At 67.0% G+C, this 11,235-nt stretch carries 12 protein-coding genes; 10 read left to right on the top strand and 2 right to left on the bottom strand.

What is annotated here, in order from left to right:
* Positions 1–4: 4 nt before the first annotated feature.
* Together MU582_12870 and MU582_12865 are read right to left on the bottom strand one after the other, a co-directional pair.
* Positions 5–832 carry an ABC transporter permease gene (locus MU582_12870; GenBank protein ID UPK73332.1) on the bottom strand — a complete coding sequence of 276 codons (828 nt, stop codon included), beginning with the start codon at positions 830–832 and terminating at the stop codon, positions 5–7.
* Positions 829–1,803 (bottom strand): ATP-binding cassette domain-containing protein, encoded by a 975-nt coding sequence (locus MU582_12865; GenBank protein ID UPK73331.1) that lies wholly within the window; start codon positions 1,801–1,803, stop codon positions 829–831. The genes MU582_12870 and MU582_12865 overlap by 4 nt, the downstream gene beginning before the upstream one ends.
* An 81-nt stretch (positions 1,804–1,884) precedes the next feature.
* Between MU582_12865 and MU582_12860 the strand changes: the two genes are divergently transcribed.
* From MU582_12860 to MU582_12815, 10 genes are all read left to right on the top strand, one after another.
* Entirely contained in the window at positions 1,885–2,625 is a 741-nt protein-coding gene (locus MU582_12860) for a TetR/AcrR family transcriptional regulator (protein UPK73330.1), read from the top strand.
* A gap of 9 nt (positions 2,626–2,634) precedes the next feature.
* Complete coding sequence (gene priA, locus MU582_12855) at positions 2,635–3,363, top strand: bifunctional 1-(5-phosphoribosyl)-5-((5-phosphoribosylamino)methylideneamino)imidazole-4-carboxamide isomerase/phosphoribosylanthranilate isomerase PriA (GenBank protein UPK73329.1); 729 nt, start codon at positions 2,635–2,637, stop codon at positions 3,361–3,363.
* An 85-nt stretch (positions 3,364–3,448) separates the two neighbouring features.
* Positions 3,449–4,108 carry a hypothetical protein gene (locus tag MU582_12850; protein ID UPK73328.1) on the top strand — a complete coding sequence of 220 codons (660 nt, stop codon included), beginning with the start codon at positions 3,449–3,451 and terminating at the stop codon, positions 4,106–4,108.
* Positions 4,109–4,376: 268 nt separating this feature from the next.
* On the top strand, positions 4,377–4,964 hold the full coding sequence (locus MU582_12845; protein ID UPK73327.1) for a hypothetical protein: 588 nt from the start codon (positions 4,377–4,379) through the stop codon (positions 4,962–4,964).
* Positions 4,965–5,173: 209 nt separating this feature from the next.
* Positions 5,174–5,809 carry a hypothetical protein gene (locus MU582_12840; protein UPK73326.1) on the top strand — a complete coding sequence of 212 codons (636 nt, stop codon included), beginning with the start codon at positions 5,174–5,176 and terminating at the stop codon, positions 5,807–5,809.
* Positions 5,810–5,888: 79 nt separating this feature from the next.
* Positions 5,889–6,647, top strand: coding sequence for an imidazole glycerol phosphate synthase subunit HisF (hisF, locus tag MU582_12835; protein UPK73325.1), 759 nt, complete (start codon positions 5,889–5,891; stop codon positions 6,645–6,647).
* Between the two features lie 25 nt (positions 6,648–6,672).
* Positions 6,673–8,466, top strand: coding sequence for an ABC transporter ATP-binding protein/permease (locus MU582_12830; GenBank protein UPK73324.1), 1,794 nt, complete (start codon positions 6,673–6,675; stop codon positions 8,464–8,466).
* Positions 8,459–10,261, top strand: coding sequence for an ABC transporter ATP-binding protein/permease (locus tag MU582_12825; GenBank protein ID UPK73323.1), 1,803 nt, complete (start codon positions 8,459–8,461; stop codon positions 10,259–10,261). Before MU582_12830 ends, MU582_12825 begins: the two co-directional genes overlap by 8 nt.
* Positions 10,258–10,605 carry a phosphoribosyl-AMP cyclohydrolase gene (gene hisI / locus MU582_12820; GenBank protein ID UPK73322.1) on the top strand — a complete coding sequence of 116 codons (348 nt, stop codon included), beginning with the start codon at positions 10,258–10,260 and terminating at the stop codon, positions 10,603–10,605. The genes MU582_12825 and hisI overlap by 4 nt, the downstream gene beginning before the upstream one ends.
* Positions 10,602–11,222, top strand: coding sequence for a Trp biosynthesis-associated membrane protein (locus MU582_12815; protein ID UPK73321.1), 621 nt, complete (start codon positions 10,602–10,604; stop codon positions 11,220–11,222). The genes hisI and MU582_12815 overlap by 4 nt, the downstream gene beginning before the upstream one ends.
* Positions 11,223–11,235: the final 13 nt, after the last annotated feature.

The following is an 11,235-nucleotide window of genomic DNA, read 5'->3' as shown; positions in this document are numbered from 1 at the left end:
TGCCTCAACGTTCGTTTGCGTAGAACCGCCGCGTTGCCAGTGGCGCGAACACCGCGATGATCAGCACGGACCAGCCGATGGTCGTTGCGACCGGATGGGCGACCGGGAAGCTCGGATCGGCGGGGAGCGCACTCGGGTTGCCGAACAGTTCGCGGCACGATTGCACGAGCGCGCTGACCGGGTTCCAATCGGCGATCACCCGGAGCCAGCCGGGCATCCCGTCGGTCGGTACGAAGCTGTTCGACAGCATCGAGACCGGGAAAACGATTGGTACGAACGAGTCCGCGGTCTCGGTGGTGACTGACAGCCCGACGTACACACCTATCCAGCTGACCGCGAAGCGCACCAGCAGGATCAGCGCGAACGCAGCCACGGCGCGTACGAGTCCTTCGTGGACTCGCCAGCCCGAGATGAGTCCGATCGTCGTCATCGCCAGCAGCCCGACGATGCTGACGCAGACGTCGGCGAGGATGCGGCCGAGCGGCACGGCTGAGCGCGCCATCGGGATCGAGCGGAACCGGTCCATCACGCCTTCGTCGACATCCTTGGAGACCATCAGTGCGGTCGCCATCACCCCGGTGAGCGCGGTCATCGCGAACAGCCCGGGCATCAAATACTCCCGGTAGTTGCCGCCACCGGGCACGGAGATCGCGCTGCCGAACACGAACCCGAAGAGGATGACAAGGACGGCCGGGAACACCACGGCCGCGACGAGCTCGCCGGGAGCGTGTCGGAGCTGTTCGAACTCGCGGCGAGCGATCGTCCAGCCGTCGCGGATCGTCCACAGGATTCGATCCGACGTGGTGGTCGTGTTCGTTGTGGTGCTCATCATGCGGCTCCGATCTCTTCGGTCGTGGCTGCGTCCGAGGTGTGCCCGGTCAGCTGGAGGAATACGTCGTCGAGCGTCGGTCGTCGCAGAGCGATGTCGTCGGCGACGATCTGCTCGGCGTCCAGCGCCCGGACCGTCGCGGCGAGTGCCGCCGCTCCATCGGACGTCGGTGAGCTCACCCGAAGCGCCGATTCGGTGACCTCCGGGGTCGCGCCGGTGGCCGCGGCGAGCGCGGACTCTGCCTTCGGCAGCGCGGCGGCGTCGCTGAGCGTGACCTCGACCCGGTCGCCGCCGATGTGGCGTTTGAGCTCGGCAGGCGTACCCGACGCGATGACGCGGCCGGTGTCGATCACGGCGATCTCGTCGGCAAGCTGATCGGCCTCGTCGAGGTACTGCGTCGTCAGCAGTACAGACGTGCCGGCGGCGACCAGCGTACGAACGCTCTCCCAGACATCGCTGCGGCTACGCGGGTCGAGCCCGGTCGTCGGCTCGTCCAGGAAGAGCACGGTGGGGGACAGGATGAGGCTGGCGGCGAGGTCCAGGCGGCGGCGCATCCCTCCGGAGTACGCGCGGACAAGCCGCGTGCCGGCGTCGGCGAGGCCGAACTGCTCGAGCAGTTCGTCGGCACGCGTGGACGCCGCGCGCTCGCCCAGATGATAGAGCCGACCGAACATCCGCAGGTTCTCCCGACCGGTCAGCTTCTCGTCGACGGCCGCGTGCTGCCCTGCAAGCCCGATCAGGCGGCGGACAGTGCCCGGGTCTTGGACGACATCGACGCCGGCGACTACGGCGGAGCCCGCGTCCGGCCGGGTGAGCGTGGCCAGGATCGACACGAAGGTCGTCTTGCCGGCGCCGTTCGGCCCGAGCAGCCCGCAGACCGTACCCGGGGCGACGACGAGATCGATCCCGCGCAGCGCCTCGGTCGGTCCGAACCGCTTACGCAGATCGTGCGCGAACACGGCGTCCGTTGTCATCCTGCTCCTATGCGTACAGCGTACTCGTCCGCGTACACCGTACGCCTAGCGTACGATGTACGCAACCGACCGAGGAGGGTCATGGCATCCGGTGAGTCCGCGGGGTCGGAGCTACAGCCGATCTGGAGCAGAATCGAACGATCCGCGCACGGACGGCGACCGTCGCTCACTCATGACGAGATCGCCGCGGCAGCAGTCCGGGTCGCCGACCGTGACGGCATCGATGCGTTATCGATGCGCAAGGTCGCCGGAGAGCTCGGTGTCGGCACGATGTCGCTCTATCGCTACGTTGCGAACAAGACCGAGCTGGTCGATCTGATGGTTGACGCGGTCAACGCCGAGTTGGGTCTCCCAGACGATGTCGGCGACTGGCGCGACGTGCTCACCGCGATGGCGAGGTCGATGCGACGTCTCGTCACCGCGCATCCGTGGGCCGCCGGTTTCGGCGCCCGGCCGAGCCTTGGGCCGAACACGCTTGCCTGGATCGAGCAGACCTCGTCCCGGCTTGACCGGTCCGGGCTGACGATCGACCAGGTACTCGATATGGGAGGCACGGTCTCTGCCTTCGTCACCGGGTTCGTTCAGTACGAGCGCGAGCAGGAGCACGCGGCGAAGACGAGCGGCCTGAGCGAGGAGGAATGGCGACTGGCGATCGGTCCGTACCTGCGCGACCTGCTGGAGACCGGCCGCTATCCGTACCTCGAGCGGATCGTGCGAGACGCAGAGGACTATCCCGATCTCGACTTGGTCTTCGAGCGTCGTCTCGGCTACGTGCTCGACGGCATCGGCGCCGGGCTCGGGCTCGGTGCGGCGAGGTCATAGGATCGCCCGGTGAGCCCACTGGAGTTGCTGCCCGCGGTCGATGTTGCCGATGGGCAGGCGGTACGCCTCGTGCAAGGCGAGGCCGGAAGCGAGACATCGTACGGTGACCCCCTGGAGGCCGCGCTCACCTGGCAGCGCGACGGTGCGGAGTGGATCCATCTGGTGGATCTCGACGCCGCGTTCGGCAGGGGCAGCAATGCCGCCCTGCTGGCCGACGTCGTCGGCCGGCTCGATGTCGACGTCGAGCTGTCCGGCGGGATACGCGACGACGACTCGTTGCGGGCCGCGATGGCAACCGGCTGCCGACGGGTCAACCTGGGCACGGCCGCGCTGGAGGACCCGCAGTGGTGTGCCCGCGCGATCGCCGAGTACGGCGACCGGGTCGCCGTCGGCCTCGACGTACGCGGGACGACGCTGGCGGCGCGTGGCTGGACGCGCGAGGGCGGAGACCTGTTCGAGGTGCTCGCCCGGCTCGATGCCGACGGCTGCGCTCGCTACGTTGTGACAGACGTCACCAAGGACGGCACTCTGCAGGGTCCGAACCTCGATCTGCTGCGCTCCGTGTGCGCGGCAACGGACCGCCCGGTGGTCGCGTCCGGCGGCGTCTCGAGCCTCGATGATCTGCGGGCAATCGGGTCCTTGCGATCGGTCGGGGTCGAGGGCGCAATCATCGGAAAGGCGTTGTATGCCAGGGCGTTCACGCTCCGTGATGCTCTGCGGCTCGTGGCCGAACAGTGACCTGTGTCTCCTTGCCTCAGGTGTAACTGGTGATTACCGTGACCGCAGTCATGCAACAGACATGGAGGGAAACACTGTGCAGTCTGTGACAACGTCCACCCGCACGAAGCGGGTATCTGCCGGGGTAGCGGCCGCGTGTGCCGTCGCGCTCACCGGAGGCGCACTTGCCGCCGGCCCGGCCAACGCCAGCAACCCCGCCGACGGCGCTCGCTCCGCGACGCTCAGCGCAAAGGGTCTGAAGTACAAGTGCAAGGCCACGAACAGCGTGGTCGACCAGATCGTCGGCGGACCGCAGCAGTTCAAGGTCGACGCCAAGGGCACCTTCAAGGGCAAGTTCAAGCCGGGCTCGACCATCAAGTCCGGTAAGCAGGGTCTGACCCTGATCCTGCCGAAGAAGCTGACCAAGAAGGTTCGCAAGGACCTGAGCGTCAAGCGCGTCCGCGGCAGCGCGAACGTCAAGTACGACTTCAAGGCGAAGCCGGGCGGCGTCACGAAGGTCGCCGTCAAGGGCCTGCGGTCGGGCTGGAAGAAGGTGCCGAAGAAGGGCGCCATGCGCATTCCGGTGTCGGGCAAGGCCGGTGCGTACAAGGTCAAGAAGGGTACGAAGAACGTCAAGCTCCTCGCGCCCAAGAAGTTCAAGATCCACGCGCGCCTCGCCCCGCCCGTGCTCGGCTCGGTGAAGAAGACCGACCTGAACTGCAAGTTCAACGGCAAGAAGCGCACTATCGGGACCCTGGTGAAGTAACCAGCACTCGGTAACGAACAAGAGCTGCCCCCGCCTACTCGGCGGGGGCAGCTTTTTGTGCCGGCGAGCGTGGTCACTCGCGGTGACGGCGCGCTGGGTCGTTGACATCACCCCCGCATCGGTGCGTACGGTCGGGGGCGGAATCGGTGACGAGAGTCACTTCCGAGCAGGAGGAGGGAAACTCGTGCAGTCTGATGTGAGATCAATTCGCACCAAACGAGTATCAGCGGGAGTCGCGGCGGTATGTTCGGTCGCACTCGCCGGTGGTGTGCTGAGCGCAGCACCGGCCTCCGCGCAGAGTCCGTCGGACGACGGCGCCCGCAAGCTGTCGATCAGCAAGAAGGGCGTCAAGTACAAGTGCACGGCGACCAACAGCGTGGTCGACCAGATCGTCGGCGGGCCGCAGCAGTTCAAGGTCAACGGCAAGGGCAGCTTCAAGGGCAAGTTCAAGCCGGGTACGACGATCAAGTCCGGTAAGCAGCGGTTGACGCTGGTGCTGCCGAAGAAGCTGGTCAAGAAGGTTCGCAAGGACCTGAGCGTCAAGCGCGTCCGAGGCAGCGCGAAGATGGGCTGGGACTTCAAGGCGAAGCCGGGCGGCGTCACTAAGGTCCCGGTCAAGGGTCTGAGGTCGGGCTGGAAGAAGGTGCCCAAGAAGGGCAAGATGCTCATCCCGGTGACGGGCAAGGCCAAGGCGTACAAGATCAAGAAGGGTACGAAGAGCCTCAAGCTCCTCGCACCGAAGCGGTTCCGGATCCACGCCAGGCTCGCACCGCCAGTACTCGGGTCGGTGAAGAAGACCGATCTGAAGTGCAAGTTCAACGGCAAGGGCCGCAAGCTGGGCACCTTGATGAAGTAGCACTCAACGGACCGAACAGAGACTGCCCCCGCCGATCCGGCGGGGGCGGTTTCTGTTCACTCCTATGTCGAACCTGCGTCCAAACCGTTGACTCTGCCCCGGACGTCCGGTGTAACCTCCATTTACGGGGAACGGTGACGCAGGTCACGAACCGAAAAACCTGGAGGGAATCCGTGCAGTCTGCTTCGAAGTCCACCCGAGCCAAACGAATGTCCGTCGGCGTAGCTGCCGCGTGCGCCGTTGCGCTCACCGGCGGCGCGATGAGCGCCGGCCCGGTCAATGCCGCCGATGGCCAGTCAGACGCCGCTCGGACGGTGACGCTCAGCAAGAAGGGCGTCAAGTACAAGTGCAAGGCGACCAACAGCGTGGTCGATCAGATCGTCGGAGGGCCGCAGCAGTTCCTCGTCGATGGCAGCGCGAAGTTCTCGGGCAAGTTCAAGACCGGTACGAAGGTCACGCCCAAGGCGATCAAGCTGACGCTCGTCATGCCGAAGAAGCTGGTCAAGAAGGTCCGCAAGGATCTGAGCGTGAAGCGGGTCAGGGGCAGCGCCGACGTCAAGTTCGATGTCGTCAGCAAACCCGGCGGCGTGACGAAGATGCCGGTCAAGGGCCTGAAGTCGCCCTGGCGCAAGGTGCCCAAGAAGGGCAAGATGCGCATCCCGACCAACGGCAAGGCCAAGGCGTACAAGATCAAGAAGGGCACCAAGAAGCTGAGCCTTCTCGCACCGAAGAAGTTCAAGATCCACGCGCGGCTCGCTCCGCCCGTGCTCGGCTCGGTGAAGAAGACCGACCTCAACTGCAAGTTCAACGGAAAGACTCGCACCCTCGGCAAGTTCCCGCTGTAGTCGTCGAGGCATCCGACGCTGCCCCCGCCCGAACGGGTGGGGGCAGCGTCTTGTCGCAGGGCCTGGGTAGGCTCGCCCGGTGAGCCTTGCAGTACGTGTGATCCCGTGCCTCGACGTGGACGCGGGCCGAGTCGTCAAAGGCGTGAACTTCACCGCCCTGCGCGATGCAGGCGACCCAGTGGAGATGGCGCGTGTGTACGGGCGCGAGGGCGCCGACGAGTTGGTGTTCCTCGATATCACCGCATCCTCCGATGCTCGTGACACGACGTACGACGTAGTGCACGCCACGGCGGGTGAGGTGTTCATACCGCTCACCGTCGGCGGCGGCGTCCGCAGCGTCGATGACGTCGACCGGTTGCTTCGCGCCGGAGCCGATAAGGTCGGGGTCAACACCGCGGCGGTCGATCGCCCCGACCTCATCGCGGAGATCGCATCGCGGTTCGGCAGCCAGGTGCTGGTGCTCAGCATCGATGCGCGCCGCGGCGACCAGCCGTCCGGCTTCGAGGTCACGACTCGTGGTGGCCGGACCAGCGCCGGCCTCGATGCGGTCGCGTGGGCGCAGCGAGCGGTCGAGCTCGGCGTCGGCGAGATCCTGCTGAACTCGATGGACGCCGACGGTACGAGAGCGGGATTCGACGTCGAGATGATCCGAGCGGTACGCCCGCAGGTTCACGTACCCCTCATCGCCAGCGGCGGTGCCGGTGACGTCGCACACTTCGTCGCCGCCGTCGACGCCGGCGCCGACGCAGTCCTTGCCGCGAGTGTCTTCCATTTCGGCGACTTCTCGATCGGCGATGTCAAGGCGGCCCTACGCAGTGCCGGGCACGACGTCCGGTAGTGCCGGCACGCGAAGAGGGGGACAGATGAGTACGCGGCCCGGAGCCGATACGACCCGACGGGGTCTCACGGTTCTCGCGACGGGTATGCGCGAGCAACGAGCGATGTTCACGCTCGCCCTGGTCGGCAGCGTCGTCTACGGCGCCATGACAGTCGCCGACGCATGGGTGCTCGGGTGGGCAACCGACCACGTCATCTCGCCGTCGTTCGCCGACGGTGAGCTAGTCGTCGGTGCGTCGGTCGTCGCCGTGCTGATGTTCGTGTCGGTCGCGCTGCTTCGTGCTTTCGGCATCGTCGCACGGCGCCTGATCGGCGGAATCGTCTACTTCCGACTGATGGCCGACTACCGCCGCCGCGTGACGCGCCGCTATCTGGAACTCCCCGTGTGGTGGCACCAACGTCATCCGACCGGTCAGCTGCTGTCGAATGCCAATGCCGATGTCGAGGCGACCTGGGCGGTGATGATGCCGCTGCCCATGGCGCTCGGCGTCGTCGCGATGCTCGTCGTTTCGGTCGTCGTGATGCTGCTCGCCGACTGGGTGCTGACCCTGGTGGGGTTGGTGATCTTCCCGCTGCTGTTCCTCATCAACGTCGGTTACCAACGCCTACTGTCTCCGCGAGTCACCCGCGCACAGGCGTTACGTGCCGACGTCTCCGCCGTCGCGCACGAGTCGTTCGACGGTGCGCTCGTGGTCAAGGCGCTCGGCCGCGAGGCCGACGAGACCGAGCGGTTCACCGAGGTGACCGAGGATCTTCGCGACGCCAACATCTCGGCCGGCCGGATTCGCAGTCTGTTCGACCCGATTCTCGAGGCGCTGCCGAACCTCGGTGTGCTGTTGGTCGTCGTGCTGGGCGTCGAACGGGTGCTGAGCGGAGCGACGGCTCCCGGTGATGTCGTGCAGGTCGCGTACCTGTTCATCGTGGTGGGTTTCCCCGTACGCGCCTTCGGCTGGGTCCTCGGTGAACTACCGCGCAGCGTCGTCGGCTGGAACCGCGTGACGTCGGTGCTGAACGCACAGGGTTCGATGCCTTACGGCGAACGCAACCTGCCAGATGAGCCGGCGCGGCTTTCCTTGCGCGATGTCGAGTTCGGTCACGGTGGGCGCCACGCGCCCGTACTCAGCGGGCTCGACCTCGACGTCGAACCCGGCCGGGTCGTCGCGGTGGTCGGCCTGACCGGTTCGGGCAAGAGCACGTTGGCGTCGCTCGTCACTCGGTTGGTCGACCCGCAACGGGGCGCGATCACGATCAACGACGTCGATCTTCGCGATCTGACCCATGAGTCGCTGGCCGCTGCGATCGCGCTCGTACCTCAGCAGACGTTCATCTTCGATGACACGGTTCGCGACAACATCGCCCTGGGCGCCGACACCGCAGACGACGAGATCTGGGCCGCCCTGAGCGTCGCACAGGCCGATTCCTTCGTACGTGCTCTACCGGACGGTCTCGACACGGAGCTGGGGGAGCGCGGCACGACCCTGTCCGGTGGGCAGCGCCAGCGGCTGGCCCTCGCCCGTGCGCTCGTCCGCCGGCCCCGGCTGCTCGTCATGGACGATGCGACGAGCGCCGTCGACCCGGAGGTCGAACAACGCATCCTGCACTCGTTGGCAGAGACGACAACGGGCGAGTCCGGCCCGACCGTGCTGGTCGTGGCGTACCGCAAGGCGACGATCGGGCTCGCCGACGAGGTCGTGTTCCTCTCCGACGGGCGGATCGCCGATCGCGGCACGCACGAGGAGCTGGCCCTTCGCAACGCGGCATACCGCGACCTCGTCGACGCCTATGACCAAGCCCGAGAGGCGGAGCCGGCCAATGAGTAGCCGACCAGGTATCGACGCCGCCGAGATGACGGCGTGGCAGGTGATCCGGCAGGGGGTCCGACGCTCACCGGCACTGCGCGACGGCATCGGCGTGACCCTGTTACTTGCCGCGTTGAGCACGATCGGTAGCTCGGTCGTCCCGATCGTCATCCAGGTGATGGTCGACAAGGGCTTCGAGGGCGGCGTCGACCGATCGACGGTGTGGTCGTACGTCGCGGGGGCGGCCGTGATCGTCGCGATCACCGGTGCTTGCGCGTACGCGACGAAGGTGCGGTTGTTCGTCGCCAGCGAGCGCGGACTCGCCCAGCTGCGCATCACCGCATTCCGGCACGTACACGATCTGTCGATGCTGACTCAGAACTCCGAACGCCGCGGATCGCTGGTCTCGCGGGTGACCTCCGATATCGACCAGGTGTCGCTGTTCGTGCAGTTCACCGGGATGATGATCGTCGTTAGCGTCGGCCAGATGCTGGTCGCCACCGTGATCATGGCGTACTACTCCTGGCAGCTCACGATCATCGTGTGGGTGTGCTTCCTGCCGCTGCTGTGGAGCCTGCGCTACTTCCAGCCGCGGTTGTCCGCGGCGTACGACCACGTTCGCCACACGGTCGGCGAGATGCTCGCCGTCATCGCCGAGCCCGTCGTCGGAGCGTCGGTCGTACGCGCGTACAACATCGAGCGTCGCACGCAGCGCCGCATCGATGCGGGCATCGACACCAACCTGCGCGCGAACGTGCGCGCGCAGCGCCTCGTCGCGGTCACGTTCGCCGCCGCCGGCGTTGCCGGCGGGCTCTCGAACGCGTTCGTGATCGTCGTCGGCGTCCTGCTCGGACTCGCGGGCCAGCTGTCGATCGGCACTGTGATCGCGTTCGCGTTCCTGGTGTCGTTGTTCGTCGGCCCGGTCCAGATCGCCACTCAGGTACTGACCGAGGCGCAGAACGCGATCGCCTCCTGGCGGCGGGTGATCGACCTGGTCGAAACACCCGCCGACGTCGTCGACCCGGGCGAGGCGGGTGTTGTGCTGCCGCATGAGTCCCTCGGCGCGGAGTTCCGCGATGTGCAGTTCGGATATCCCGGCGGGTCGCTGGTGCTGCTCGATGTCGACGTCGCCATCGAGCCGCGCGAGCGCATCGCCGTCGTCGGCGAGACGGGATCGGGCAAAACGACCTTCGCGAAGCTGCTCACCCGGCTGATGGACCCAACCGACGGTGAGGTGCTGGTCGGCGGGCACGACCTTCGCACGATCGCGTTCGCGTCGTTACGACGACGGGTCGTGATGGTGCCGCAGGAGGGTTTCCTTTTCGACGCGACGCTTGCAGCGAACCTGCGGTACGGCAAACGCGATGCGACCGATGCCGAGCTGTTGGCGGCGATCGAGAGCCTGGAGCTCCGTGAATGGCTCGACGGCCTGCCCGACGGACTCGAGACGGAGGTCGGCGAACGCGGTGAGTCGCTGTCGTCGGGGGAGCGGCAGTTGGTCGCTCTCACCCGTGCGTACCTTGCCGACCCCGATCTGCTCGTGCTCGACGAGGCGACGAGCGCGGTCGACCCGCAGACGGAGCTGCGGGCGACCCGGGCGCTCGAGCGCCTGTTGTCGGGCCGTACGTCGGTCACGATCGCGCACCGGCTGTCGACGGCGGAGGTCGCCGACCGCATCCTCGTCTTCGATGCCGGCCGGATCGTCGAGCAGGGTGACCACGCGACCCTCGTGACCGCATCGGGCATCTACACCCGGCTGCATGCGAGCTGGGTAGCGCAGAGTCACCTGGAGTCGGCTGCGAGACTGGACCAGTGACTGCAGAGCTCGATCCGGCCGTTGCGGCCCGGCTGAAGCGCGACGACCGCGGCCTGGTGACGGCCGTCATCCAAGATGCGACCTCGCTTGCCGTACTGATGGTCGGCTGGATGGACGACGTCGCTCTCGCCCGTACGCTCAGCACCGGCCGTACGACGTTCTGGAGCCGCAGTCGCGGGGAGTATTGGGTGAAGGGCGAGACGTCCGGGCACACCCAGACCGTTCGTGAGGTGCGGCTGGACTGCGACGGCGACACGCTGCTGGTCAAGGTCGACCAGGTCGGCCCCGCATGCCACACGGGTACGACCACCTGCTTCGACTCCGACCGCCTGGACCTGTCGTGACCACACAGCCGCGCGATCGGCGCAGTTACGGCATCGCGGTCATCGCCGGCATCGCCGCCGGCGCGGTGATGATCTGGGCCGCTTCGCGTACCTGGGCCTCGGTCGAGGTAGCGCCGTCGGGCATGACCTCCGACGACGTGGGCGTGACGGGTTCGACCGCACTGCCCGTCGTCGGAGCGATGGCATTCGTCGTGATGGCCGGATCCATCGCGGTCATCGCATCGGGCGGGTGGCTGCGCAGAGCGGTCGGCGTCGTCATCGTCCTCGCCGCAGGCTCGGCACTGGTCGCGAGCGTGATCGCGGGCTCCGCAATCGACGACGCGTTGCACGAGGCGGTCGTCTCGTCGACGTCGATGACGGGCGGGGAGCAACAGGCCGATGGGTACGTCGCCGCCGCCGATCACAGCATCTGGCGGTGGATCGCCGCCGCCGCGTCCGCGATCGCAGTGGCCGTGGGGTGCCTCGTGGTCGCGTACGCGCCGCGCTGGCCGCGGATGGGCAAGCGCTACGAGGCACCCGGCGCGCGTACGCCGGTAGCCGACACGACGGAGCCCGAGGACCGCGATGTCGCCGACCTGTGGAAGGCACTCGACGAAGGCGACGACCCCACCGCCTAGCCGCAACCACGCG

This window comes from Nocardioidaceae bacterium SCSIO 66511 (genome assembly GCA_023100825.1).
Classification (GTDB): Bacteria; Actinomycetota; Actinomycetes; order Propionibacteriales; family Nocardioidaceae; genus Solicola.
The sequence above is the reverse complement of the archived record's forward strand: the minus strand, read 5'-3'. Positions and strand labels throughout refer to the sequence as shown.

Coding starts and splice junctions, on each gene's coding strand:
- MU582_12840 (UPK73326.1), top strand. CDS start 5,174: ATGTCCGTCGGCGTAGCTGCCGCGTGCGCCGTTGCGCTCACCGGCGGC.
- MU582_12860 (UPK73330.1), top strand. CDS start 1,885: ATGGCATCCGGTGAGTCCGCGGGGTCGGAGCTACAGCCGATCTGGAGC.
- MU582_12830 (UPK73324.1), top strand. CDS start 6,673: ATGAGTACGCGGCCCGGAGCCGATACGACCCGACGGGGTCTCACGGTT.
- MU582_12870 (UPK73332.1), bottom strand. CDS start 832: ATGATGAGCACCACAACGAACACGACCACCACGTCGGATCGAATCCTG.
- MU582_12825 (UPK73323.1), top strand. CDS start 8,459: ATGAGTAGCCGACCAGGTATCGACGCCGCCGAGATGACGGCGTGGCAG.
- MU582_12865 (UPK73331.1), bottom strand. CDS start 1,803: ATGACAACGGACGCCGTGTTCGCGCACGATCTGCGTAAGCGGTTCGGA.